General features: G+C 71.8%; 22 protein-coding genes and 1 riboswitch. Of the genes, 11 read left to right on the top strand and 11 right to left on the bottom strand.

All coding sequences use genetic code 11. The features are described 5' to 3' along the window. Window positions 1–323 precede the first annotated feature (323 nt). Window positions 324–857 (bottom strand): SDR family NAD(P)-dependent oxidoreductase, encoded by a 534-nt coding sequence (locus ACJ6WD_RS14515; protein WP_407615903.1) that lies wholly within the window; start codon window positions 855–857, stop codon window positions 324–326. A gap of 136 nt (window positions 858–993) precedes the next feature. Next, a riboswitch (M-box (ykoK) riboswitch) is annotated at window positions 994–1,167 on the top strand. Between the two features lie 306 nt (window positions 1,168–1,473). On the opposite strand from ACJ6WD_RS14515, the gene ACJ6WD_RS14510 reads away from it, so the two are divergent. The 7 genes from ACJ6WD_RS14510 (at window position 1,474) to ACJ6WD_RS14480 (ending at window position 8,453) form a co-directional block, all read left to right on the top strand. Next, complete coding sequence (locus ACJ6WD_RS14510; RefSeq protein WP_233656149.1) at window positions 1,474–3,117, top strand: NRAMP family divalent metal transporter; 1,644 nt, start codon at window positions 1,474–1,476, stop codon at window positions 3,115–3,117. Window positions 3,118–3,219: 102 nt separating this feature from the next. Then, a complete protein-coding gene (locus ACJ6WD_RS14505; protein ID WP_233656150.1) occupies window positions 3,220–3,567 on the top strand; it encodes a hypothetical protein in 348 nt (115 codons plus the stop codon). 103 nt (window positions 3,568–3,670) lie between these two features. Then, entirely contained in the window at window positions 3,671–3,931 is a 261-nt protein-coding gene (locus tag ACJ6WD_RS14500; protein WP_331246102.1) for a hypothetical protein, read from the top strand. Between the two features lie 207 nt (window positions 3,932–4,138). Next, entirely contained in the window at window positions 4,139–4,603 is a 465-nt protein-coding gene (locus tag ACJ6WD_RS14495) for a winged helix-turn-helix domain-containing protein (protein ID WP_407615902.1), read from the top strand. A gap of 51 nt (window positions 4,604–4,654) precedes the next feature. Then, window positions 4,655–5,032, top strand: a complete 378-nt coding sequence (locus ACJ6WD_RS14490; protein ID WP_376441390.1) for a hypothetical protein — start codon at window positions 4,655–4,657, stop codon at window positions 5,030–5,032. 197 nt (window positions 5,033–5,229) lie between these two features. After that, window positions 5,230–6,531 carry a magnesium transporter MgtE N-terminal domain-containing protein gene (locus ACJ6WD_RS14485; protein WP_376554684.1) on the top strand — a complete coding sequence of 434 codons (1,302 nt, stop codon included), beginning with the start codon at window positions 5,230–5,232 and terminating at the stop codon, window positions 6,529–6,531. Between the two features lie 464 nt (window positions 6,532–6,995). After that, on the top strand, window positions 6,996–8,453 hold the full coding sequence (locus tag ACJ6WD_RS14480; protein ID WP_331246098.1) for an NRAMP family divalent metal transporter: 1,458 nt from the start codon (window positions 6,996–6,998) through the stop codon (window positions 8,451–8,453). 20 nt (window positions 8,454–8,473) lie between these two features. Here the strand turns inward: ACJ6WD_RS14480 and ACJ6WD_RS14475 are convergent, their stop codons facing one another. The 5 genes from ACJ6WD_RS14475 to ACJ6WD_RS14455 form a co-directional block, all read right to left on the bottom strand. Continuing rightward, window positions 8,474–8,935 (bottom strand): hypothetical protein, encoded by a 462-nt coding sequence (locus ACJ6WD_RS14475; protein ID WP_407615901.1) that lies wholly within the window; start codon window positions 8,933–8,935, stop codon window positions 8,474–8,476. Between the two features lie 150 nt (window positions 8,936–9,085). Continuing rightward, window positions 9,086–10,486: a dihydrolipoyl dehydrogenase gene (gene lpdA / locus ACJ6WD_RS14470; RefSeq protein WP_331246097.1), complete on the bottom strand. Its 1,401-nt coding sequence runs from the start codon at window positions 10,484–10,486 to the stop codon at window positions 9,086–9,088. Between the two features lie 245 nt (window positions 10,487–10,731). Then, on the bottom strand, window positions 10,732–11,238 hold the full coding sequence (locus ACJ6WD_RS14465) for a DUF1269 domain-containing protein (RefSeq protein WP_407615900.1): 507 nt from the start codon (window positions 11,236–11,238) through the stop codon (window positions 10,732–10,734). A 296-nt stretch (window positions 11,239–11,534) separates the two neighbouring features. Continuing rightward, window positions 11,535–14,093 (bottom strand): MFS transporter, encoded by a 2,559-nt coding sequence (locus ACJ6WD_RS14460; RefSeq protein WP_407615899.1) that lies wholly within the window; start codon window positions 14,091–14,093, stop codon window positions 11,535–11,537. Beyond that, window positions 14,090–14,644 (bottom strand): MarR family winged helix-turn-helix transcriptional regulator, encoded by a 555-nt coding sequence (locus ACJ6WD_RS14455; protein WP_016576462.1) that lies wholly within the window; start codon window positions 14,642–14,644, stop codon window positions 14,090–14,092. The genes ACJ6WD_RS14460 and ACJ6WD_RS14455 overlap by 4 nt, the downstream gene beginning before the upstream one ends. Window positions 14,645–14,900: 256 nt before the next feature. Between ACJ6WD_RS14455 and ACJ6WD_RS14450 the strand changes: the two genes are divergently transcribed. Next, a complete protein-coding gene (locus ACJ6WD_RS14450; RefSeq protein ID WP_373287922.1) occupies window positions 14,901–14,978 on the top strand; it encodes a 50S ribosomal protein bL37 in 78 nt (25 codons plus the stop codon). Between the two features lie 293 nt (window positions 14,979–15,271). Continuing rightward, entirely contained in the window at window positions 15,272–16,309 is a 1,038-nt protein-coding gene (locus ACJ6WD_RS14445; RefSeq protein WP_376443386.1) for a D-alanine--D-alanine ligase, read from the top strand. Between the two features lie 201 nt (window positions 16,310–16,510). Here ACJ6WD_RS14445 and hemC read toward each other — a convergent pair whose 3' ends face one another. Then, a complete protein-coding gene (gene hemC, locus ACJ6WD_RS14440) occupies window positions 16,511–17,446 on the bottom strand; it encodes a hydroxymethylbilane synthase (protein ID WP_233656161.1) in 936 nt (311 codons plus the stop codon). A 220-nt stretch (window positions 17,447–17,666) separates the two neighbouring features. Here hemC and ACJ6WD_RS14435 point away from each other — a divergent pair, with 220 nt between their 5' ends. Then, window positions 17,667–18,287 carry a hypothetical protein gene (locus tag ACJ6WD_RS14435; protein WP_376443383.1) on the top strand — a complete coding sequence of 207 codons (621 nt, stop codon included), beginning with the start codon at window positions 17,667–17,669 and terminating at the stop codon, window positions 18,285–18,287. A 27-nt stretch (window positions 18,288–18,314) separates the two neighbouring features. Here ACJ6WD_RS14435 and proP read toward each other — a convergent pair whose 3' ends face one another. The 3 genes from proP to ACJ6WD_RS14420 form a co-directional block, all read right to left on the bottom strand. Continuing rightward, window positions 18,315–19,907, bottom strand: a complete 1,593-nt coding sequence (proP, locus tag ACJ6WD_RS14430) for a glycine betaine/L-proline transporter ProP (RefSeq protein WP_376443380.1) — start codon at window positions 19,905–19,907, stop codon at window positions 18,315–18,317. Window positions 19,908–20,111: 204 nt separating this feature from the next. Then, window positions 20,112–20,801, bottom strand: a complete 690-nt coding sequence (locus tag ACJ6WD_RS14425; protein WP_233656164.1) for a class F sortase — start codon at window positions 20,799–20,801, stop codon at window positions 20,112–20,114. Between the two features lie 184 nt (window positions 20,802–20,985). Then, on the bottom strand, window positions 20,986–21,756 hold the full coding sequence (locus ACJ6WD_RS14420; protein WP_233656165.1) for a hypothetical protein: 771 nt from the start codon (window positions 21,754–21,756) through the stop codon (window positions 20,986–20,988). 626 nt (window positions 21,757–22,382) lie between these two features. Between ACJ6WD_RS14420 and ACJ6WD_RS14415 the strand changes: the two genes are divergently transcribed. Further along, the gene (locus tag ACJ6WD_RS14415; RefSeq protein ID WP_407615898.1) at window positions 22,383–23,045 is read left to right on the top strand and encodes an HAD-IA family hydrolase; all 663 of its coding nucleotides are present in this window, start codon (window positions 22,383–22,385) and stop codon (window positions 23,043–23,045) included. A gap of 15 nt (window positions 23,046–23,060) precedes the next feature. Here ACJ6WD_RS14415 and ACJ6WD_RS14410 read toward each other — a convergent pair whose 3' ends face one another. Next, window positions 23,061–23,786: a Mut7-C RNAse domain-containing protein gene (locus tag ACJ6WD_RS14410; protein ID WP_044373200.1), complete on the bottom strand. Its 726-nt coding sequence runs from the start codon at window positions 23,784–23,786 to the stop codon at window positions 23,061–23,063. Window positions 23,787–23,900: the final 114 nt, after the last annotated feature.

Below are 23,900 nucleotides of genomic sequence, written 5' to 3'. Positions count from 1 at the left end.
GCATGCCGGGGCGCCCGGGGGACGGCGGCCGCAGCAGGGGTGGGAGACAGCAACGTGCGGTTCACGGGGGTCGATGACGCCCCGCGGGTGCCGACCAGGCCGACGCCGTCGGTGACGTAGAGGAGCTGGCCGTTGGCGTGGGAGTGCCAGTGGGTGCGGGCGCCGGGGGTGCGCACCAGGCCGACAGCCAGGCGTGCGGGCTCCGCGGGGGCTTCGACGAGGTTGAGGTAGACATCGCCGGTGAAGCGCTCGGCCGGGGCCTTCGTGGTGGGGGGTGGGTGACGTGTTCCATGACTTTTCCTCGGTGGTTGTGGACGCGGGGCTCAGGCGTCGTCGTGGTTCAGGCCGGAACCCAGCGCTCGGGAGGCGTCGACCTGTGCCAGGAGTGTCTTGGCCTTGGTCTCGACGGCCTGGAGGCAGTCGTCGCCGGCGACGAACCGCAGCGGGGGCGCTTGCAGGTCGGCGACCTTGAGCAGGGCGTCGGCGAGCTTGGCGGGGTCGCCGCTCTGCCCACCGTTCATGGATTCCCAGACCTTCTCGGTCGCGGCGGTGCGCTCGGCGTAGTCGTCGATGGAGCCCTCGGCGTAGGTGGTGGAGGCGTCCACGAGGAGTTCGGTGCGGAACAAGCCCGGCTCGACGATGGTGGTGTGGATGTTGAAGGGTGCGACGTCGTGGTGCAGGGATCCCATGAAGCCCTCGACTCCGAACTTGGCGGCCGAGCAGGCGACGCAGAAGTCGACGCCGACCGCTCCGGCGAGGGAGGAGAGGGTGAGGACGTGCCCGGAGCGCTGGGCCCGCATGACGGGCAGCACGGCGCGGGTGACGAGCGCGACGGCGGCCTCCGAGTGAGCGCTCATGGGGCCACCGTGGAGCGGGATGCGCCCGACGATCCAGCGTCCTTCCTGAACAGGTTCCGTGGCGAGGCGCGTCAAGACTTCGCCAAGCAGTTGCGTGATCTCGCAACTATGCCGTTATGCTTCTGGAGGTTTGAAGAAGGCACCTCGTTCGGTGAGGCGTCTGCACGGACACAGGCCACTGACCCGACGACGTCGAGAGACGCCCAGGTTCAGGACAGGTCTCCCCGGCCTAAGGGGTGACCCCAAGTGGCTTCCCCCACAAGCGGAATACGCCGTGCAGTGCCAAAGCTCTGACGAGTTGGGGTGAACCGGTCATCGGGACCGGTCTGCTCCTTGCCGCGTCGTCCAGCGCCCACGTGCGCTCCGGCCGGGAGGAGGCGAGAGACATGGACTGCAGTTGCAGTAGTCCGGGCCACAGTAGGCCCGTCATCCGGATTCGCATGTCCTTCTCGACCTCCGGTACGCGGTAACCACCTCTCCCACGCGCACGCGCCGCCACGCCCCAGACACCCGTACGGCCTTCGCCGTCCCGGGTGTCCGGGCTGCGCGCTCGCAACGGGACGGCTCCCGCGCGCCCTCAACACCGCTCCCCAACGGGGGAATTGGGAGGCTCGCCATGACCAGCCTGATCAGCGACAAGACCATTCCCGCACCGCGCAGCGCAGTCCTCGACGACGCGCACGTGGGCGACATCCGCGGTGCGCTCGGCACCATCAAGCACGACGACACCGGCGAACGCCGGGGCCTGTCCGCCAAACTCAAGACGTTGCTGGCGATAGTCGGCCCCGGCCTGATCGTGATGGTCGGCGACAACGACGCCGGCGCCTTCGCCACGTACGGCCAGGCCGGACAGAACTACGGCACGCAGTTGCTGTGGACCCTGCTCCTGCTCGTCCCCGTCCTGTACGTCAACCAGGAGATGGTGCTGCGTCTCGGCGCGGTGACCGGAGTGGGGCACGCGCGCCTGATCCTGGAGCGGTTCGGGAAGTTCTGGGGCGCGTTCAGTGTCATCGACCTGTTCCTGCTCAACGCCCTGACGCTGGTCACCGAGTTCATCGGCATCACCATGGCCGCCGACTACCTGGGGCTGCCGAAGACGGCCTCGGTGATCCTGGCCGCGGCCGTCATCATCGCTTCCGCCTTCACCGGGTCCTTCCGCCGCTTCGAGCGGATCGCCGTCGCCCTGTGCGCCGCCTCGCTCCTCCTGGTCCCGCTCTACTTCCTGCTCCACCCCAAGACGTCGCAGATGGCCCACGACTTCGTGACCCCGGTCATCCCCGGCGGCAGCGGCGAGTTGGCCACCGTCATGTTGCTGATCATCGGGATCGTGGGCACCACCGTGGCGCCCTGGCAGCTGTTCTTCCAGCAGTCCTACGTGATCGACAAGCGCATCACCCCGCGCTTCATGAAGTACGAGAAGGTCGACCTGTGGATCGGCATCGCCGTCGTCGTCATCGGCGCCGCCGCCCTGATGGGCCTGGTCGCCGCCGCGTTCGCCGGGACGAAGGGCTTCGGCAACTTCACCGACACCGCGGGCCTGATCAACGGCATCGCGGCCAAGGCCGGCAAGGTCGCCGGTGTCCTCTTCGCGATCGCCCTGCTGGACGCCTCGATCATCGGCGCGTTCGCGGTGTCGCTGTCCACCGCGTACGCGATCGGTGACGTGTTCGGGATGAAGCACTCCCTGCACCGGGGCATCAAGGGCGCCAAGGGCTTCTACGCCGTCTACGCCGGCCTCGTCGCCGCCGCGGCCACCATCGTGCTCATCCCCGGCTCCCCGCTCGGTCTGCTCACCCAGGGCGTGCAGACCCTCGCCGGGGTCCTGCTGCCCTCCGCCTCCGTCTTCCTGCTGCTGCTCTGCAACGACAAGCAGGTCCTCGGACCGTGGGTGAACGGGCCCAAGACCAACGCCTTCACCGCGGCGGTCGTCGGCGTCCTGGTGTCACTGTCGATCATCCTCACCGCCTCGGTGCTCTTCCCCGACATCAGCGCGGCCGCCATCCTCGACATCATGGCCGGCTGCGGTGTCGCCGGAGTGCTGGCCGCCGGCTACGCCTTCACCCGCCGGCGCACCGCCACCAAGGAAGACCCCATCGACCGCACCGGCCGCGACTCGTGGCGGATGCCGCCGCTGGAGACGCTGACCCGCCCCGTCATGTCCACCGGCCGCAAGATCGGTATGGGAGCCCTGCGCACCTACCTGCTGGTCGCGGCGGTCCTGGTCGTCATCAAGATCGTCCAGGTTGCCCTCGGCAACTGACCCCCGCACGTCGACAACCGACCACTCCCGTGCCGGGGTGGCGGCGGGACCTCCCCGCCCGCCGCCACCCCACCGACCCCTCACGGAGAGGGGAGGGCACCCATGCGCCTTCTTCCGCACCTCACCAAGCTCACCGCACCGGCCCGGCGGCGCCACCACGCCACCGACGAACGTCCTGACCCGAGCCCCACCGGCCACATCTGCCCGCGGGTGCAGTTGGCCCTGAAGGACGGCACCGAGCGGGAGTACCTGCTCGACGGCCCCAGTACCTGCCCCCTTCCCCGCGACCCGCACGCCAGGTACGAACCGCGCGTGCACCTGGCCTACCTCCTCGCCCAGCAGGGCCACGACGCTCACTGGCTCGCCCGCTTCGCCGACCTGCCGCTGCCCGCGGCCGACCGCCTCACCGAGGCCGCCTCCTCCGCCACCCGAGCCGGACACGCTCCGTAGCTCCCGCGGGCGCCGAAGCCCGCACACCACCGCATCGTTCACTCGCCCCCGGCCATGCCTGTCCTACGCCGACAGCGCGCCGCCCCACGGAGGTGACTCCCGCATGTCCGTCTTCACCGCTGTCCACATCCACCGCCCCGCCCTGCGCCGCGGGAACACCCGCCGCGTCGTACGCGACTCGCTCTCCGCAGTGCTGCGGCGCATCGCGGACAGTCCTCTCGACAGCACCGTTGTCCGCGCACTGCCCCGTCCGGCGTCCGCGACCGGGGCGACCAGCCGGGAGCGACCCACTGGGTTGCACGCCCACTGGCACACCGTCACGGGCCCCGATGGCCGGCCCCGCCTCGAAGCCACCTGGCACTAGCGGCTCCGCGAACGCCGCACCCGTAGGGAACCCGCGCCTGCTTCCCTGCCCGGAGAGGCCATGGCACCGCTCCCCCATCCGGCCCGCTCCTGCGGGCAGGTGAGCGCTGCCCGCCGTGCCGTACCAGCACCCCGAGCCGGCGCCGCCTGCGGTGCCCGACGCCCCACGCACGACTGTCCTCAACACACCGAGCCGACAGGAAACGACATGACCTTGAGCCACCGCACGGCAGACCGCGTCCACCACGACCGAGCGAACCCGCCCGCACCACGAGCGCGGGACACGACCTGGCCCGTCGCGCGGTCACCGCACACCCCCGAGGCCACGGAGCCGCCCCAGGCTCCCGTGTACCGCGTGGACGGCCTCGTCGTCGACTGCGCGATCCGACGCGCCTCCATCGAAGGCCATCAACTCCCCCTCACCTGTATGGAGTTCGAGTTGATCGCCCATCTCGCCGCCTATCCCGACCGCATCCACACGCGGCGCCGGCTGATGGAACTGGTGTGGCAGCAGGCACCCATGGGCGACCTGAGCACCGTAGACGTCCACATCGCCCGCCTGCGCCGCAAGCTCGGCCCCGACCACCGGGCGCTGATCCGCACCGTGCATCGCAGCGGCTACGCGTTGGACCCGCAGCCGCTGTCCGGAAACCGCTCCGGGAACACCGCCTGACCCCCTCCCCCTCCCGCCGCTTCCCGACCGGACGTGACCCACGAGGTACCCATGCGATTCCTGCCCCGCACGCATACGAGGAAGAACGGACCGCCCACCCTCCCGGCCCCGACGCCCGCCACGATCCACATCCACTGCGACCACCAGGCGGCAGCCAAGATACGCGCGCTGTGCCTGCTGGCCCTCAGCAGACCCGGCACCCACCTCCAAGCCCTGCACGCCATCCGGCACGGCGCCACCGTCCACCTGCGGGCGACGGTCACCCTGGACGGTCCGGACACCGGCCCCCTGGACCACCTCGTCGACCAGCTCTCCCGCGTGCCGTACGTCCGCGATCTGCACTGGCACCTGTGCCGCACCCCGCTGCCCGACACCCACGCACACCAGCGGGGAAGGGGCACGGCCGATGCATGCTGTCCAGGAGCCTGACGTGGTGCTCCTCCCCGTCCGCACGGTGACATGGGTCGGCGTCCGGGCCGCCTCCTCGCCCCCGCCGGCGACGCCCTCACCGGCGAACAGCGTTTCGCCCGCCTGGGAGGGGACGGTGCTGGGCCGCTGGAGGGCTTGCACTGGCGCGCCGCAGCCCCTGCCGTACCGATCACGCGGGATGCGCCTAGTTTGGGAGCGTGGAGCGTGTCGTGCATCTGACCGGTCTTCTTCGCCGGCCACTGGTAGGCGGCAACGGCGAGGTGGTCGGCCGCCTGTCCGATCTCATCGTGCGGCTGCGCGGCCGGGACTATCCGCTGGTCACCGGCCTGGTGGCGCGGGTGGGCGGGCGCGAGGTCTTCCTGCCGGCGGAGCAGGTGGCGGACCTGGAGGGGCAGCGGATCACGCTGGTCAGTCCGCGGGTCGACCTGCGGCACTTCGAGCGGCGCGAGGGAGAGGTGCTGCTGCGCGCCGACGTGCTGGGTCATCGGGTGATCGACGTGGCCGACGTCGAACTGGTCCGGGCCTACGACATCGAACTGGCGCAACGGCCCGACGGTTGGGTGCTCACCTGTCTGGACACCCGCCGGCCGCCGCGCTTCCGGGGTGTGCTGGGCGGACGGGGCGGGTGGCCTGACTGGCGGGATTGGAAGTCCTTCGAGCCGCTGATCGGGCACGCACGGTCCGCTCGGGTGCGAGGGCCGTTCGCGCGCCTGGGACGGCTCAAGCCCGCGGACCTCGCTGACCTGTTGGAGGACGCCAACCGCCCGGAGTCGCACGAGATCCTCCAGACCGTGCACGCCGACCCGGAACTGGAAGCCGACGTGTTCGAGGAGTTGGAGCCGGACTCGCAGCTCCGGCTGCTGGGCGAACGGAACGACTCCGAGATCGCCCAGGTCATCGCCCGGATGCGCGCCGACGATGCCGCGGATGCCATCAACGAGCTGCCGCAGGGCCGCAGGCAGCCGGTCCTCGACGCGCTCCCGGCAGGGCAGCGCGCCAAGGTGCTCACCCTGATGGGGTTCAACCCCTCCAGCGCGGGCGGGCTGATGGCGCTCGACGTCCTCACCGCGACCGGCCGCACCACGGTGGCCGCGGCACTACGGGCAGCGGGCGAGGCGCGGACCCTGCAACCCGAGGCCCTGACCAGCATCTACCTCGTCGGGGAGGAGAAGCAGCTGCTCGGCGTCATCACCCTCGTGGAACTGCTCCAGGCCGATCCGAAGGTCCCGCTGGAAGGTGTCGTGGACCGCGACCCCGTGCGGGCCGGCCCCGACACCGACGTCGAGGACGTCGCCCTGCTCATGACCGACTACAACCTGCTCACGGTGCCGGTGGTCGACGACGAGGACCGCATCCTGGGCGTCATCACGGTCGATGACGTGCTGGACGCCGTCATCCCCGAGGACTGGCGCCGACGCGAACCCGCGCCGCGCCCGCCCCACCGCGCGGACGAGCCAGCCGCCGGCCCACCGACGCACGACGCACCGCCCCACTCATGACCGACCACGACCGGCCCCATGGCCCCCCGGAACCACCGGAACGGCCCGACCAGCCGAAGCCCCCGCCCCGCCCAGAGCCGCCGGGCCGACCGGAAGGGCCCGGCCGCCCGGAACCGTCGGCGCACCCCGGACCACGACGCCCCACTCCCCCCGGCCGGCCCGCCCACCCCGGCGTCCCGGAAACGTCACGCCCAGCGGCGCCGAAGCCCCCGCCAACGCCAACGCCGCCATCGCCATTACCGTCGCCGCCGGAGGGCCGCACCGAGCGCCCGGCGAAGAAGGCCGTCGCCCGCCCGGCGCCCCCGGTCCGCCCGCCGCGGACCAGTGCCGTACTCGACGAGGCCCATCTCGGCGACATCCAGGGCGCCTTTGGCCGCGTCCCGCGCGAACACGCCGAAGAACGACCGGGTTTCAAGGCCCGGCTGCTGACCCTGCTGGCGATCGTCGGCCCCGGCATCATCGTGATGGTCGGCGACAACGACGCCGGCGGCATCGCCACCTACGCCCAGGCCGGGCAGAACTACGGCTACTCCCTGTTGTGGGTCCTGCTCCTCCTCATCCCCGTCCTGATCGTCAATCAGGAGATGGTGGTACGGCTGGGCGCGGTCACAGGCGTGGGCCACGCCCGCCTGATCATCGAACGGTTCGGCCGCTTCTGGGGCTGGTTCAGCGTCGGCGACCTGTTCCTGCTGAACTTCCTGACGCTCGTGACGGAGTTCATCGGCATCTCACTGGCCGCCGGCCATCTCGGTGTCCCGGACTACGTCGTCGTGCCGATCGCCGCCGTCGTGCTGATCGCCGTGGCCGCCAGCGGCTCCTTCCGCCGCTGGGAGCGCGCCATGTTCGCCTTCATCGCGGCCAGCCTGCTGCTGATTCCGCTGACCTTGATGTCACATCCGCGGTGGGCCCGTGCCGCCCACGACTTCGTCGTGCCGAGCGTCCAAGGCGGCATCAGCGGCGAGGCGGTCCTGCTGATCATCGCGATCGTGGGCACCACCGTCGCCCCCTGGCAGCTGTTCTTCCAACAGTCCAACGTGATCGACAAACGCATCACCCCCCGCTTCATCGGCTACGAACGCGCCGACACCGTCATCGGCTCCCTCGTCGTCGTCCTCGGCGCCGCGGCCCTGATCATGACCGCCGACTTCGCCGCCCGGGGAACGAGCGCGCACGGCAACTTCACCGACGCCGCCGGAGTCGCCGAGGCCCTGGCCCGCCATGACGACATCCTCGGCACGCTGTTCGCCATCGTGCTGCTGGACGCGAGCATCATCGGCGCCGCAGCCGTGACCCTGGCCACCAGCTACGCCTTCGGCGACGTCTTCCACCTCCGCCACTCGCTGCACCGCGGCTTCCGCGAAGCCAAACCCTTCTACGCCTCCTACAGCCTGCTGGTCCTGGTGGCCGCCGCCATCGTCCTCCTCCCCGGCGCGCCACTGGGCCTGATCACCGAGGCCGTGCAAGCCCTGGCCGGGCTCCTGCTGCCCTCTGCCAGCGTCTTCCTGCTCCTGCTGTGCAACGACCCCGAAGTCCTCGGCCCCTGGGTCAACCGCCGCTGGCTGAACGTGCTCGCCACCGTCATCATCTCCGTCCTGCTCATGCTCTCCGGCACGCTGATGGCCACCACGCTCTTCCCCGCCATCGACGTCGCCCGGCTCATCGTCTGGCTCGCGATCGCCCTGGTCACAGCCCTGACCGGCGCCGCCATCGCACTACGGATCACCCGCCGGCGCACACCCGCACCCCCCGCGCCGGTGCTGCCACAGGCCGAGAAACTCGCCTGGCGCATGCCACCTCTGGCGCTGCTCAAGCCAGTGCGCTGGTCCACCGGCACCCGACTCGGGATGACCGCCCTGCGCGGGTACCTGATCCTCAGCGCCCTGCTCCTGCTCATCAAGGCGATCCAGCTCGGCGGCGCCTGACCACGGCTCCCGCACCGGGGTCAGCCGCCGGCGCCTCCGCACTCGCGAGCGGCCTCGACGAGCAGCCGCACGGCCTCCTCCGGCAGATCGAGGTGCCGGACGATCCACCGCACGTCACGGCCGTGGGTGGCCAGCACCCAGGCGGCGTAGAACCTGTTCGGATCAGGCGCGTCAGGGCCTTCCAGCCACCGTCGGATGCCGTCGACCGGGAAGCCCTCCAGCGTCTCGGCGCTGAACCACGCCTCGTCGCTCGGCCGCGGCCGTCGCGAACGCCGGCCCCGCCGACCGCGTCTGCGCAGTACGTGCCACGCCTCGCCGAACACCACCAACACGGCAGCGGCGGAGCCGAGCAGCACGCCGCTGATCACCGGGCGCTGCCGGGGAGTGGCGAGAACGAGCAGCAGCAGCTCGGCGCCGGCCACGACCAGAACCGCCACCATCGCGATGACCTCGGCATTCCACCGGCCAGGCACGATCCTCATGGCATCTCACCTTCCCCTCCCATCGTGGCTCCGGGATGCGTCCCGTGAGAAGAAGTGGCGCGGGCGGTGATGGCCGTGCTCTCGGCTGGGAGCGCGGCGCCCGTGAGGCGGCTTCTCGCTGATCAGCGCCCTGGTGGAAGTGCCTGGCGCTCACATGTTGATCATGTGCCCCGCCAGGCCGTGGATCGCTTCCTGGATCGCCTCGCCGAGGGTGGGGTGGCCGTGGACGTTGCGGGCCACCTCGTGGACGGTGAGGTCCCACTTCTGGGCGAGCGTCAGTTCCGGGAGGAGTTCGGTGGCTTCGGGGCCGATGAGGTGGGCGCCGATGATCTCGCCGTGGCGGGCGTCGCTGATGATCTTGACGAAGCCCGCGGTGTCGCCGATGCCGTGGGCCTTGGCGTTGGCGGTGAACGGGAACTTGGCCACCCGGACGTCGAAGCCCCGGTCGCGGGCCTGTTCCTCGGTCCAGCCGAAGCTGGCGATCTGCGGCTGGCAGAACGTCACCCGCGGGATCATCACGTAGTCCAGTTCCATGGTCTCCGCGCCGCCGATGGTCTCCGCCGCCACGATGCCCATCGCCTCGGCGGCGTGCGCCAGCATCAGCTTGGCGGTCACGTCCCCGATGGCGAAGAGGTGCGGCACGTTCGTCCGGCACCGGCCGTCGACGTCGATGGCGCCGCGCTCGGTCAGCCGCACGCCGGTGTTCTCCAACCCGAAGCCGGTGGTGCGGGGTTGGAATCCGATGGCCTGGAGGACCTGGTCGGTCTCCAGGGTCTGGCGCTGGCCGCCGGTGGTGACCGTGACGCGCACCCGCTCCCCGGAGTCGTCGATCCCCTCGACACGGGTGGACGGCAGGACGTTGATGCCCAACTTGCGGTAGCGCCGCGCGAGTTCGGCGGACACTTCGACGTCCTCCAGCGGGACGACGCGGTCCAGGAACTCGACGAGGGTGACCTCCACGCCGTAGTTGTGGAGGACGTAGGCGAACTCGACGCCGATGGCGCCCGCGCCGGCGATGACGATGCTCCGCGGCAGTTCGTCGGAGAGGATCTGCTCCTCGTAGGTCACCACCCGGCGGCTGAGCGAGGTGCCGGGCAGCAGTCGGGTCACCGAGCCGGTGGCGATGATCGCGTGGTCGAACGACAGGGTCTCGGTCCGGCCGTCGCCCAGGGTGACGTGCAGGGTGTGCGGGTCGATGAACGCGCCGACCCCCTCGAACTGCTCGATCTTGTTCTTCTTCATCAGGAAGTGCACGCCCTTGGCCCGGCCGTCGGCCACCTTGCGGCTGCGCAGGTACGCCTCCCGGTAGTCGAAGGTGACACTGCCCTCGACGTGCATCCCGAAGGTCTTCGCCTCCCGGTTCACGAGGTGGGCGATCTCGGCGTTGCGGAGCAGCGCCTTCGACGGGACGCAGCCGATGTTGAGGCAGACCCCGCCCCAGTACTTGGCCTCGACGATCGCCGTGCGCAGGCCGAGTTGGGCGGCCCGGATTGCCGCGACGTACCCACCCGGGCCGGCGCCCAGGACCACCACGTCGAAGTGCGGACTCATGCCCGCCGTCCGCGTCGTTCGCCATCGTGGGCGCGGGACGGGGACCGTCCGGTGATTCGCTCGCTCATGCTCGGCAGCCTAAGCGGGGGTGCCCGGGGCCGCAGCGCGCCGCGGTCCAGCCGGGGGCCGGCGGTGCGGTGCGACGCTGCGGCGGTGCAGGTGGGCGGTGGTCGCGGTCTCGTCGGCGGCCCGGCTGCCGGGCGGTTCGGCGACGGCGGGCGGACCTCGCCGGAGCTCCGCTGCGTTCAGGCCGTCTGCGGGGCCCCGACGAGTTGCTGTACCAGTTCGTGTTCGTCGGACTGCGAGAGGGACGTCTTCAGCACCGTTCCGCCCAAGGGCTGGAGGGCGGCGGCGAACTGGCCCTCGTCGAGCTTCGTGGCCATCACGACGACGGCGGCCTTGCCTGGTTCGAGCAGTTCGTGGGCGCGGTCGCGGAACCGCTTGTCGAGACCGGACTGGTTGAGCTTGCCCGCCAGTCCGCCCAGCGCGGCGCCCAGCAGCCCGATGGCCGGCATGAGGAACAGCATGCCCATGACCAGGCCCCACAGTGCTCCCGCGGTGGCCGAGGTCGCGATGGCGCGGCGTGGAATGTCGTCGTGCGTGTCGACGTGGGTGTGCCCGTCGGCGTCGGCGGAGACCACGGCCAGGCCGGTGAGGACGACGGCGTGCTTGCGTTCCAGCTCCAGGATGCGGCTCTCCGCCCGCTTGGCGTGCTCCGCGCTGTCGTACCCGATCATGATCAAGTCTGACATGGGTGCCTCCCTCGCCTCAGGAGGCCACCGGCTCACGCACGACCGGGACCCGCCTCGCGGTGTCGGCGCCTGGCGTGCGCGGTCAGATGTGAGTGCCTCCTCCTTCTTCAAGCTAGCCCCGGCCCACCACCGTGTGCACTTCATGCGCGCGGGGCCGGGCGCCGGCAGGCATCCGGCCGGACCGTGGGACCTGCGCCACGCTCCCCCAGGCAGGCACGGTCTGGGGGCCCGCCGGCACGCGGCGAGGGCCCGGCGACCGAAGTCGCCGGGCCCTCGCCGTGCCGCCGTGACGGGCGTCAGTTCGCCGTGTCGTGGCTGAGCTCGATGTCGCACTCGGCCTGTCCGGAGGCGGTCAGCCGCAGCGGGGCGGCGGCCGGCGGATAGCCGCTGGCGATCAGCGTGTACTCGCCGCTGTCGAGGTCGGTGAAGACGTACTCACCGTCGTGACCGCTGGTGGCGCTGCCGACGACGTTGCCCGCCGGGTCCAGCAGGGTCACCCGGGCGTCGTCGACCGAGTTGCCCTGGGCGGTCCGGACGGTGCCGCGGACCTGTGCGCCCAGCGTCAGCCGGACCTCGTACCAGTTGCGGGAACTGGCGGCGACCTCGACCTGGAGGGCCGACGGACGGTGGCGCTCCGCGCTGACCGCCAGGGTGTAGCTGCCGGGGGTCAGTTCGTCGAAGGCGAATCCGCCGTCCTGGCCGACGACACCGGAGGCCACGACCTCGCCGCGGACGTCGGTGGCCACGACCAGCGCACCGGGGACCGGGTCGTCGTTCTTCTCCTCGCGGACCTCGCCGGACAGGCCGGCCGCGCCGCTGAGCGTCAGGTCGAACGAGACCGCTTCGGCGCCCACCACGACGGTCAGGGCCTGCGGCTTGCGGGCGCCCGCCGAGCCGATCAGCACGTACGTGCCGGGCCCGGTGGTCGGCAGCGCGTAGCCGCCGTCCGCGTCGGTGGTGGTGCGGCCGAGTTGCCGCCCGCCGACGCTGATCAGGGTGACCGCGGCCTGGGGAACCGGCCGGCCGCCGCTGTCGCGGACGGTGCCGCTGATCAACGCGCCGGACGCGGCGTCCGGGACGCTCTCGGCGGCCACGGCGGCCGGGACGACCGCCTCCGGGGCCGGGACGGCGACCGGAGCGGCGTCCGCCGCGGCCGGCACCTCGCCGTTGGCCTCGGCCTCCGCCTGGGCCCGTGCCTGGAGGCCGGAGATCTGCCGCAGCGGCACCTCCTTGATGAACCACATCAGCACGAAGGCCAGCGCGACGACGACGGCACCCATCAGGAAGACGGTGTGCATGGAGTCGGCGAAACCGCGCTTGAACGGCTCGGCCAGTCGCGGGTCCAGGTGCTGGATGAACGAGGAGTCGCTCAGCACGCCCGAGGAGCCACCGCTGGTGGGGTGCTTGAGCATGTCCAGCACCGGCTTGCTGGCCGGGTCGTGCAGGACCGCGGGGTCCTTGAGCGCGCTCTGGAAGCGCGCGGTGGACGCGGCGCTCTTGAACGCGTCGCCGATCTTGTCGCCGACCGTGCTGAACAGCACCGACAGGAAGATCGCGGTACCGGCGGTGGCGCCCATCTGACGGAAGAACGTGGAGGAGGCGGTGGCCACGCCCATGTCCTGCGGCGGGACCGCGTTCTGCACGGCCAGCACCAGGGTCTGCATGCAGCCGCCCAGGCCGAGGCCGAAGACCAGCATGTAGACCATGGTTTCCCACAGCGGGGTGTCCCATTGGACCCGGTAGTGGAAGAGCAGCATGGCGGCGACCATCAGGGCGGTGCCGATGATCGGGAAGATCTTGTAGCGGCCGGTCTTGGCGGTGATCTGGCCGGACGCGATGGAGGCGATCATCATGCCCGCCATCAGCGGCAGCATCTGCAGGCCCGACATCGTGGGGCTGGCGCCCTTCACGATCTGGAGGTACTGCGGGATCATCAGCATCCCGCCGAACATGCCCATGCCGATCAGCACGGACAGCAGGCTGGTCTTGCTGAAGGTGCCGTTGCGGAACAGCCGCATCGGGATCAGTGCGTCGTCACCGATCCAGCGCTCCACGAAGATCCAGGCGATGATCCCGACCACGCCGATGACGTAGCAGGAGATCGACTCCGCCGAGCTCCAGCCCCACTCCCGGCCCTGCTCGGCGACGAGCAGCAGCGGGACGACGCCGACGGTGATGGTGAGCGCGCCCCACCAGTCGATGCGGCGGCTGCGGCGGGTGTGCGGGATGTTGAGGACCTTGGCCACGACGAACAGCGCGATGATGCCGATCGGCACGTTGACCAGGAAGACCCAGCGCCAGCCGGTGATGCCGAGCAGGCTGGTCTGGCCGGCCAGCGCGCCGCCGATCAGCGGACCGGCGACGCTGGAGGTGGCGAACGTACCGAGCATGTAGCCCTGGTACCGGGCGCGCTCCCGGGGCGGGACGATGTCACCGATGATCGCCAGTGCCAGCGACATCAGACCACCGGCGCCCAGGCCCTGGAGGGCGCGGAACCCGGCGAGTTCGGTCATCGAGGTGGAGAAGGTGCAGAGCACCGAGCCCACCACGAAGATGCTGATCGCGGCCAGGTAGTAGGGCTTGCGGCCGTGGAGGTCGGACAGCTTGCCGTACAGCGGGGTGGCGATCGTGGAGGTGATCAGGTAGGCCGTGGTCGCCCAGGCCTGCTCACTGAGTCCGTGCAGGTCGTCGGCGATGGTCCGGATGGAGGTGCTGACGATCGTCTGGTCGAGTGCGGCGAGGAACATCCCCAGCATCAGGCCGCTGAGGATGGTGAGGATCTGGCGGTGGCTGAGTCCCCCGGCCCCGGGTATCGCCTTGGCTTGCGCCCCTGGCGGAGAGGTGGCTGTGCTCATCTACGTATCTCTCCCTGCTCCACGGTGGCGCCCTGGTCTCCGTCTGGGCCCGGCCGTGCGTGTTGACGTTCTGCAAAGTCCTTGTTGAGCCGACCCATCAGCCGGATCAGGTCGGCCCGGTCCTGCGCCGACCAGGCTTCGAGGATCTCGGCCAACTCGGCGTCACGCTGACGCCGGTAGTCCTCGAAGCGGGCCCGCCCCGCCTCGGTGGCGGTCAGCAGCGAACCGCGCCGGTCCTCCGGATCCGGTCGGCGCGCGACCAGGCCGCGCTCGACCAGCGAGCGCACCTGTCGGCTGACGGTGGACAGGTCCAGGAAGGCGTCGGCGGCCAGATCGGTCGCCCGCTGGTCGCCTCCGCACACCAGCCTGGCCAGCAGTACCCGGTCGGCCGCCCCGGCGTCGTGCTTGACCCGTTGTTTCCAAGCTGCGATCAGCCGGGTGAATCGGACCATTTCCGTCCCGAGCCCCGCGGCTGCTTCGTCCAGGCTCGACGTGGCGGTGATCTCCGAGATCCCAGCCCCGTCGCAGGCATGGACCGTGCCGTTGCTCATCGTCGTGATCCCTCGCACTGAATGCGTGCATGCGTGACTCCGTGATCCAGCCGGTCCACTGGATACGTTGCTTGTATCCAGCAAGCATAGCGGGTGCGTGCGGGTGCCACCGACCACAGGGCGAATTCATGCGGCGCGTAGGAGCACCGAAGCGCCGACCGCGCGCCCCCGTCGCCACCACCCCGTGGCAAACCGCCACTACTGGGTAGGCATGCCGGAAATGCGCCATTTATTCGGCAATCAGGAAGGAGATGCCATGTCATCGAAGCGTCGTCGCAAGAAGAAGTCGCGCCGCAAGCACGCGGCCAACCACGGCAAACGCCCACAGTCCTGAACCACTCGGCACCCCGGCAGGGGCCGGACGGTCCGGGCGGTTGCCGGGCGACACCCCACCGGCAACCGCCCGAGTTCCCCGGACCCCCTCGCCCGACACACCCACCACTTGGCTTTCCAAAGTCATAGCTTGGAAAAACAAAGTTCCGCCGCTACGCTCCCCCTTCGAGATCAGGAACGGGGAAGACGGCGGCCACGCCCCTGCCCGCCCTCGACGTCCTGGCTGATCGTCGAGGAATGCGCCGGCGCCGGCAGCGCGCGGGCCGGAGACGGACGAAGACGAAGGAGACGAACATGCGCGTGGTGGTCCTCTGCGGCGGAGAGAGCGCCGAACGGGACGTCTCCCTGGCCTCCGGCCGGTCGGTGGCCAGGGCCCTCCTCGACCTGGGGCACGAGGTGACGCTGGTCGACCCGGCCGCCGCGGTGCCGGTCCTGGCCGGACCGCTGCATCCCGGCGACGTGGTCGACGCGTCGACGGTGGGGAAGGAGCCGCCGTCCCTCTCGGAGGCGCAGCAGTGGAGACGGCGGATGCACGCCGCCCTGACCGGGGGCCCGGTCCTGGACCTGCTCCGCGACGCGGATCTGCTGTTCCTGGCGATGCACGGCGGCTGGGGCGAGGACGGGCACGTCCAGGCGCTCTTGGAGATGGCCGGCCTGCGGTTCACGGGTGCGGGCAGTGCGGCGTGCGCGGCGGCCTGGCACAAGGGGCGGGCGCAGGCCGCGATGGGCGCGGCCGGCGTGCCGGTGATCGAGCGGGTGGTGTGGCGGCCCGGGGCGGCCGAGGTGCCGCCGGACGTCCGGCGCCTGGTTGCGGACGGCCCGGTGGTCGTCAAGCCGGTGGTGGGCGGTTCCAGCGTGTCGGTCCACCATGTGGCCGGCCCCTCGCAGTTGGCGGAGGTCGCGGCCGAGGCCCGCGCCGGCGGCGTGGAGCTCATGGCGGAACCGTTCCTCCCGGGGCGGGAATTCACCGTCGGCGTGGTCGGCGGCCAGGCGCTCCCCGTGGTGGAGATCGAGCTGACCACGGCGGTGTTCGACTACGCGGCCAAGTACCAGCCGGGCGCGGTCAACGAGGTGTGCCCGGCGCAGGCGCCGGGCGAACTCACCGCGCGGCTCCAGGAGTTGGCCCTGCGTGCGCACCGGACCCTGGGGTTCGGCGATGACGCGTACTCCCGCACCGACTTCCGCTGCGACGCCGAGGGCGAGCCGAGGTGCATCGAGGTGAACGCCCTCCCGGGCCTGACGGCGACGAGCCTGCTGCCGCGGGCGGCCGCGGGCGCCGGGTGGACCTACCCCGACCTGGTCCGGCGCATCATGGACCTCTCGCCCCGCTGAGTCCGCCCGTCCCGCCTGGTCGATGGGGGCCGCGGGCGTTCCGCCGCCGTCACGACGGGCGCCCAGGGCACCGCTCGGCTCACCGGCTGGCGTGCGGGGCAGAGGTGGCCCCGCACGCGGAGCGCCGCGTCGCCGTCGCCGCCGGACGGGGCGGTGTCGAGGGCGGGTGCGCGCCGTCGCGTGCGGGGCCGGTCGGCGACGTCAGTGGGCGATGCCGTCGATCAGTTCGCGGGCGCCCTGCCGCAGCAGCGCGACGGCGACGGAGGTGCCCAGCGTCTCGGGGGTCAGCGGACCGGCCCACTCGTGCGCGTTGAGGACGGTTTTGCCGTCGGGCGTGAAGACGCTGGCCCGCAGGGAGAGCTCCCCGCGCCGGTCGGTGGTGGCGAACCCGGCGATGGGGCTGTTGCAGTGGCCCTGGAGGACGTGCAGCAGCATCCGCTCGGCCATGGTCTCGCGGTGCGTGGCGGGGTCGCCGAGGCCGCTGACGGCGTCGATGGTGTTCGTGTCGTCCTCGCGGCACTGGAGCGCCAGGACGCCGGCGCCGATGGGCGGGCACATGGCGTCCACCGACAGGATCTCGGTGATCACGTCGGGGCGGCCGATCCGCTCCAACCCGGACACGGCGAGCAGCAGGGCGTCGGCCTCGCCGGCGGCCAGCTTCTCCATCCGGCGGTTGGCGTTGCCGCGCATCGGCACGCAGTCCAGGTGCGGGTGCGAGGCGGCGAGCTGGGCGATCCGGCGCACCGACGAGGTGCCGATCCGGGTCCCGGCGGGCAGTTCGTCGAGGGTGAGCCCGCCCGGGTGGATCAGCGCGTCCCGGACGTCGTCCCGCTTGAGGAAGGCCGCGAACGTCGTGCCGGCCGGCAGCGGCCGGTCACCGGGGATGTCCTTCACGCAGTGCACCGCGAGGTCCGCCTGGCCCGCCAGGAGGGCGGCGTCGACCTCCTTGGTGAACGCGCCCTTCCCCTCCACCTGCGACAGCGCCCCCATCCATCGGTCGCCGGTCGTCTTGACGGGGACGACCTCGGTGGTGATGCCGGGGTGCAGCGCGGCCAGTTCGGTACGGACGCGCTCCACCTGGGCCAGGGCCATCGGAGAGTCACGGGACACGATGCGAATCAGTTCTGGGGCGGACATGGCGCCGATGATAGACCGTCAAATTCGGACAGTTACCGACAGCGCGTCGGAGTTCGAGTGCGTCGCGTCACGCCGCTCGGCCCCCGTCCCGCTCCCACCAGGCACTCCCCCGCTCCGGCCCGCGCGGTACGGTCCGGGCATGTCCCGATCAAGCACACAGGGCGGAGCGGAGCATCGACCGCCCCCTCCCGCCGGCACCGCCTCCGTCGCCCCTGGGCCCGTGACCGCCGACGACCTCGCCCACGCCGTCCGGCTCGCGGTGGCGCTCCTGCGCACCGCGCCCGCCTCCGCCTGGGACGGCCGGGCGGCCGGCTCGTTGGCCTGGGACTGCTGGGAGACGGTCGAGCACCTGAGTGACGACTTGTTCGCCTATGCGGCCCAACTGGGGCCCAGCACACCGCCGTTGGATGGCGCGGTGCCCTTCGTCTGGCGGCGGAACCGTCCCGGCGGACCGGCCAACGCGGTGCACGCGGACCGCGCCGCCGGGCCCGCCGGGCTCCTGCAGACCCTGGAGGCGTGCGGCGCCCTGCTGGTCGCCATGGTGCGGACCACGCCCGCGGAGGTCCGCGCCCATCACGTCTTCGGGAACTCGGACCCGGAGGGGTTCGCGGCGATGGGGATCGTGGAGACGGTGGTGCACACCCATGACCTGGCGGTGGGACTCGGACTGGACTGGGATCCGCCGGCCGACGTGTGCGCGCGGGTGCTGGCCCGGCTGTTCCCCGACGTCACGGCCGGGGCGGATCCGTGGCCGACGCTGCTCTGGGCGACCGGACGCACCGCCCTCCCCGGACGTCCGCGCCGCACCGCCTGGCGCTGGGACGGCACCGTGCGGCCGTAGGGGCCGCAGCGGCCGGAGGGCGCGCGGTCAGTGCCGGGACCAGGGGTGTCGGAGCCGGATCCAGATGTCCCGGGCCCGGCGGCCGGCCTCGGTGCGGCTGTGGGCGACGAGCCGCTGGGCCTGCTCCTCGGTCTCGACCATCGGACCCGAGCCCCGCAGGGGCTTGCCGGCCGTCTCGTGGAGGAACAGCGTCGACACGAAGCCGATCACGCCGGCGGCCATCAGGTAGTACGCGGGGACCATGTGGCTCCCGGTGAGCTGCACCAGCCCCGAGGCGAACAGTGGCGTGGTGCCGCCGAACAGCGACACGGAGATGTTGAAGGAGATGGACAGCGCGCCGTACCGCAGCCGGGTCGGGAAGAGCGCCGGAAGGGTCGCGGCGGAGGTGCCGGCGAAGCACACCAGCAGCAGGCCGAGGATGAGGCAGCCGAGGGCGGGGAACAGGATGCCGCCGGCCCGGATCAGGAGCACCGCGGGAGCAGCGAGCGCGATCAGGGCGAGGCTGCCCGCCAGGAAGACGGGGCGGCGGCCCCACCGGTCGGAGGTGCGGCCGACGGTGGTGATGGTGAGCACCACGACGATCATGGTGCCGAGGACGAGGAGCTGGGCGGTGAGCGGGTCCTGGCCGAGGGTCTCGGTCATGAAGGTGGGCAGGTAGGACGTCACCATGTAGTTGGTGACGTTGTAGAGCAGCACCAGGCCCATGCAGATCAGCACCGCCTGCCAGTGCCTGGTGAAGATCTCCTTCAGTCGACCGTGGCCGGACTGCCGGGCGTCCTCCACCGGGTCGTCGCCACCCGTGGCGCGGGCCTCCTCCGCCGCTCGGTGGGCCTGCTCCGCCTCGCGCTGGAAGGCGGGGGTCTCCTCCAGTCGCAGCCGCATGTAGAGGCCGATGAGCCCGAGCGGTCCGGCCACGAGGAACGGCAGCCGCCAGCCCCAGGAGACCAGTCCGTCCTCGCCGAGCACTCCGGTGAGGACGGTGACCAGGCCCGATCCGAGCGAATAGCCGACGAAGGTGCCGAAGTCGAGCCAGCTGCCGAGGAAACCGCGCCGTTTGTCCGGGGCATATTCGGCGATATAAGTGGTGGCTCCGGCATATTCGCCGCCGGTGGAGAATCCCTGCACCAGACGGCAGATCAACAGCAGAATCGGCGCGGCGAAACCGACGGATTGATAACCCGGCAGGAATCCGACGGCGAAGGTGCTGATCGCCATCATGATCATGGTGGCGGCGAGAACCCGCTGACGGCCGATGCGGTCCCCGAGCGGGCCGAAAACCATGCCGCCGAGCGGTCGCACGAGGAATGCGGCGGCGAAGGTCGCGAACGACGAGACCACCTGGGCGCCGGGCGAACTGGCCGGGAAGAACACCTTCCCCAAGGTGCCCGCCAAATAGGCGTAGACACCGAAGTCGAACCACTCCATCGTATTGCCGAGGGCCGCGGCCGAGACCGCCCGGCGCACCGCCGGCCGGTCGGTGACCATCACGTCCCCGGCGCTCAGCGGCTGTTTCCGGCGGCGCAGCAGAATGCGCAGGAGACGGTCGGTGGCGGCACTGCCCTGGCCGCTCGCTTTTCGAACCGGGCGCCGACCCGGCGGATTGCGGCGGGCGGCGCTCATTTCACCCCGTCGGGGAGCGGAATTCGGTTCCTCATATTCGTCATTATTTCCCCGGGGGTTCCGCGGCGAGAGCAGCTCCGTCGCCGCCGCGTGTCGGGCGGCGCCCCGTGCCGCGTCCCTTCCGGACGGCCGGGAGCCCGGGCCGGCGGCAGGCCGACCCGGGCTCCCGGTACCCGGCTGGTGCGCGGACCGTGCCGCGCTCGCCTAGGCGTGCTTCGACGAGATGAGGTGGGCGAAGGCCACGACGTTGGACATGTAGTCCTTGACCTTGTGGTCGTACGAGCCACCGCAGGTGATCAGGCGGAGCTGGGCGTCCGGGGTGTCGGCGTAGACCTTGTCGTTGGGGAAGCTCGCCTTGCTGAAGGTCTCGACCGAGTCGATCTTGAAGGTGGCGACGATGCCGTCCTCGCGGGTGATCTCGACGGTGGCGCCGGGCCTGAGGGTCTCCAGTTGGAGGAAGACCGCCGGGCCGGTCTTGGTGTCCACGTGTCCCGCGACGATGGCGGCACCGCGCTCTCCCGGCGCCGCGCCGTCCTGGTACCAGCCGACGAGGTTCTTGTCGGCGGCCGGGGGCGGATTGAGCTGCCCGGTGGGGGCGAGGGTCAGCGAGGTGAAGGGCGCGTCGACGGCGATCTCCGGGATCGTCAGCCGCTTGGGGGCGGAGCGGGGCAGCGACAGGTCGGAGACCGGGGCGGTGGGCCCGTCGTGGGCGGCGGCCCCGGGACGGGACTGCGATTTGGCGTCCGCCGTGGTGTCGACGGAGTTGTAGACGAGGAAGGAACCCAGCAGAAATGCTCCCGCGGCCCAGACCAAGCCGCGTCCCACGGGGCGGGCGGCGGCTGCCTTGGGCGGATCGGGGTTCGGATTCGGCTGGGGAGACTGCTGGGCGGTCATGGGGGGCCTTTCGTGAGCGGGCGGGGCGCGGTGCGGAGGAGCCGCCGCGCGCGGCGGCGTCAGCGGGCCGGTCGGTCCGCACGGACCTGCGGAGCTGCGGTGACGTCCACGCAATCGCCGCGGCCACCGCCCGGCGAGGACGGTGGCCGCGACTGCACATCGACCTCCGGAGGTGGCAGCCCTATCAGGCTGCGGTGCCCGACGCGTTGCGGCGACGCAGCATGTAGGCACCGGCGCCCAGACCGCCGAGCATCAGGACGGAACCGGCGGCCAGGCCGCTGCCCGACATCGCCATGCCGCCGCCACCGGTGTGGACGCCGCCGTGCGGGCGACGGCCCCAGTGGTCGCCACCGCGACCGCCGTTGTCGCGGTCGCCCCAGCCACCGTGGTCCCGGTCGCCGCGGCCGCCACCGTTGTCGCGGTCACCGCGACCGCCGTGGTCACGGTCGCCACGGCCACCGTGGTCGCGGTCACCGCGGCCGCCACCGTTGTCGCGGTCGCCACGACCGCCGTGGTCACGGTCGCCACGGCCACCGTGGTCGTCGCCGTAGTTGCTGCTGGTGTCCCAGTCGCCGGTCACCGGCATGGCCAGCGCGCCACCACCGGTGTGCACGCCGCCGTGCGGGTGGCGGTGGTGACCGCCCCAGCCGCCGTGGTCGCGGTCGCCGTAGCCACCGTTGTCGCGGTCACCGCGGCCACCGTTGTCGCGGCCGCCACGACCGCCGTTGTCGCGGTCACCGCGACCGCCGTTGTCGCGGCCGCCACGGCCGCCGTTGTCGCGGTCGCCACGACCGCCGTGGTCCCGGTCGCCGCGACCGTGGTCGTCGCCGCTGACCGAGGTCCCGATGCCCGAGGTGAAGCCCTCGGCCAGACCCATGGCAGACGCGGCGGGTGCTGTGATCGTGAGCGCCGCCATGACGGCGGCGGAAGCGAACAGAGTGCGGGCAGTGCGCATGGAGTCATGTTCCTTTCGGCGCGACTGCGAAGGCTGACACTTCGTCGGCACATCGGATCGCAGTAGCGACGTGATCACCGTCAGCCGGATTCGAGCGCGGCACCACCGGAGAACGTCGCATTCGGGGGACAACGTCGGCTCTTCGGGTGGCGGAGGCGCACGTATTCACCCGTTGGACGGTGGGTGGCTCCGGCGTGTCGTCATCAAGTTGGGCTAGAGGGCCGCTAAAGGGGCCCGGGAAAGGCCCCCAGGGGCCCTCGGTGCAGCACTTGGCGCGGCGGAAGCCGGGCGCCGGGCGGAGCCGAACGCCGACCGCGGGTCCGAGCGCGCGCCAGGCGCCCGGCGCGTCCCAGGCACCCCCAGGCACGGCATCGCCGGTCCCGTACCGGAATGTGAGCCACCCTCCGGCCGGGCGGACCGGGCCGCGATGGAGGCGCCGACGCGAGGGGAGACGTGCGGACGGGCCGGCGCGCGGGCGCCGCCGGCCGAGGCTCGGGCGCGTCGCTCCTGACGTGACATCTGCTGATGTGGCATCAATTCTGTTCTTGATGCATGGAGTCAGGGAGCCGAGGCGCCACGGGGACCGTTGGAGCGGAACGGGGTCGCGAGGGAGTGAAGGGCGGCACATGGGCATCGGTGGGTCGGGGGAACCCGGTGGTGGGGAGGGCGGTCCGGACGGTCCGGCGATCCTGTTGGACGTCGGCGGGGTCCTGTCACCGGACCATCTGCCGGCGGCCGCGGCCGCGTGGGGCGACCGGCTCGGCATGCGGCAACCCGCCTTCCTGGCCGCCCTGTTCGCAGGCAACGACGACCAGGTACTGATCGGCCGGACCGGTCAGGAGGCTTGGTGGCGCGTGGTCCGGCGGCGACTGGGAAGCAGCCCGGCCCTCATGACGGAGATCCGGCGGGACCTGGCGGCCAGGCAGCGGTGGGACGCCGAGGTGGTGGCCGGGGTGCGGGCACTGCGCGGCCGGGCCCGGACCGTCCTGGTGAGCAATGCCTGGCCGGAGCTGCGCCCCGCGCTCGCCGCCGCCGGGGTGCTGGACGCCGTCGACGGCACCGTGCTGTCCTGCGAGGTCGGCTGCGCCAGGCCCGACCCCCGCATCTACCTGCTCGCACTGCGGCGGGCGGGCGTGGCGGACCTGGCGCGGGCCTTGTTCGTCGACGACACCGCGGCGCACGTGCACGCCGCCCAGGCGCTGGGCATGGCCGGTCACCTGCACGCGGACACCGGGGGCACGCTCGCGCGGATCGAGGAGTTCGTGGGGACGGCGGCAGGCGGCGGCTGAGCGGAGCCCGTCCGCTCAGCCGGTGCCGGCCCGCAGCGCCTCCTGGACGATGGCTTCCAGGCGGGCGTGATGGGCTCCGCGCCAGTAGACGCGACCGCACGCGGTGCACTGCGCGAAGACGTCGTAGGTGCGCTGGGTGCCGTGGTGGAGCTGCTCGTGGACCGCGTCCTTGTCGGCGGCGGCCAGGCGGCCGTTGCACGCGGTGCAGCGGGTCCACGGGGCGAGGGTGGGCGCGAACCTGCCCAGCACGTCCCGGAGTTGGTCGTCCGGACGGTCGCTGTAGACGTAGGCGCCCGCCCAGATCTCCCGGCGTTGGAGCAGCCCGCGGTCCCGGGAGAGCAGGACGCGTCGTTCTTCGGCGGAGCGCGCGGCCAGGGCCGCGTCGCCCGGGTCCTCGTTGGTGTACGCCGCGTCGACCCCGAGCAGGCGGAGTCGGCGGGCGAGGGTGCCGAGGTGCACGTCGAGCAGGAACCGCAGCGGTGCCCCGGGGACGCGCTGCGGACGCTCGACGGCACGGACCTCGATGTGCTCGCCCTGCTGCGGGACGTGCGAGACGGACACCTCCGCGCCGTCCGCGACCAGCCGTCCGACCTCGGTGAGCGGGACGCCCAGCGATTCGACGACGTGACCGAGGGTCGAGGCGCCGTCGGTCACGAAGGGCGTGCGACCGGCGCTGCGGGCCGCTCCGACGAAGAGGTGCAGTTCAGGGGCGAAGCTGAGGGCGATCTCGGGTCCGTTCACGTCGCTCAGCATGGCACCGGGCGGGCCGCGCCAACCAGTGGATTTGCCCGTCGAGCGGCCCGGAGCGGCGTCCGCCGGTGTCGCATCCGGCCCTGCGGCGCTACGTACGGACCG

Origin of the sequence: Streptomyces sp. VTCC 41912, assembly GCF_045799175.1 — a bacterium.
GTDB lineage: Bacteria > Actinomycetota > Actinomycetes > Streptomycetales > Streptomycetaceae > Streptomyces > Streptomyces albulus_C.
Note: the sequence above shows the minus strand (reverse complement) of the source record. Positions and strands in the feature narration are given on the sequence as shown.

Bases quoted from the DNA above. Each gene is read 5' to 3' on its own strand.
- ACJ6WD_RS14515 (WP_407615903.1), bottom strand. From the start codon at position 857: ATGAGCGCTCACTCGGAGGCCGCCGTCGCGCTCGTCACCCGCGCCGTG.
- ACJ6WD_RS14510 (WP_233656149.1), top strand. From the start codon at position 1,474: ATGACCAGCCTGATCAGCGACAAGACCATTCCCGCACCGCGCAGCGCA.
- ACJ6WD_RS14505 (WP_233656150.1), top strand. From the start codon at position 3,220: ATGCGCCTTCTTCCGCACCTCACCAAGCTCACCGCACCGGCCCGGCGG.
- ACJ6WD_RS14500 (WP_331246102.1), top strand. From the start codon at position 3,671: ATGTCCGTCTTCACCGCTGTCCACATCCACCGCCCCGCCCTGCGCCGC.
- ACJ6WD_RS14495 (WP_407615902.1), top strand. From the start codon at position 4,139: ATGACCTTGAGCCACCGCACGGCAGACCGCGTCCACCACGACCGAGCG.
- ACJ6WD_RS14490 (WP_376441390.1), top strand. From the start codon at position 4,655: ATGCGATTCCTGCCCCGCACGCATACGAGGAAGAACGGACCGCCCACC.
- ACJ6WD_RS14480 (WP_331246098.1), top strand. From the start codon at position 6,996: ATGGTCGGCGACAACGACGCCGGCGGCATCGCCACCTACGCCCAGGCC.
- ACJ6WD_RS14475 (WP_407615901.1), bottom strand. From the start codon at position 8,935: ATGAGGATCGTGCCTGGCCGGTGGAATGCCGAGGTCATCGCGATGGTG.
- lpdA (WP_331246097.1), bottom strand. From the start codon at position 10,486: ATGAGTCCGCACTTCGACGTGGTGGTCCTGGGCGCCGGCCCGGGTGGG.
- ACJ6WD_RS14465 (WP_407615900.1), bottom strand. From the start codon at position 11,238: ATGTCAGACTTGATCATGATCGGGTACGACAGCGCGGAGCACGCCAAG.
- ACJ6WD_RS14460 (WP_407615899.1), bottom strand. From the start codon at position 14,093: ATGAGCACAGCCACCTCTCCGCCAGGGGCGCAAGCCAAGGCGATACCC.
- ACJ6WD_RS14455 (WP_016576462.1), bottom strand. From the start codon at position 14,644: ATGAGCAACGGCACGGTCCATGCCTGCGACGGGGCTGGGATCTCGGAG.
- ACJ6WD_RS14450 (WP_373287922.1), top strand. From the start codon at position 14,901: ATGTCATCGAAGCGTCGTCGCAAGAAGAAGTCGCGCCGCAAGCACGCG.
- ACJ6WD_RS14445 (WP_376443386.1), top strand. From the start codon at position 15,272: ATGCGCGTGGTGGTCCTCTGCGGCGGAGAGAGCGCCGAACGGGACGTC.
- hemC (WP_233656161.1), bottom strand. From the start codon at position 17,446: ATGTCCGCCCCAGAACTGATTCGCATCGTGTCCCGTGACTCTCCGATG.
- proP (WP_376443380.1), bottom strand. From the start codon at position 19,907: ATGAGCGCCGCCCGCCGCAATCCGCCGGGTCGGCGCCCGGTTCGAAAA.
- ACJ6WD_RS14425 (WP_233656164.1), bottom strand. From the start codon at position 20,801: ATGACCGCCCAGCAGTCTCCCCAGCCGAATCCGAACCCCGATCCGCCC.
- ACJ6WD_RS14420 (WP_233656165.1), bottom strand. From the start codon at position 21,756: ATGCGCACTGCCCGCACTCTGTTCGCTTCCGCCGCCGTCATGGCGGCG.
- ACJ6WD_RS14415 (WP_407615898.1), top strand. From the start codon at position 22,383: ATGGGCATCGGTGGGTCGGGGGAACCCGGTGGTGGGGAGGGCGGTCCG.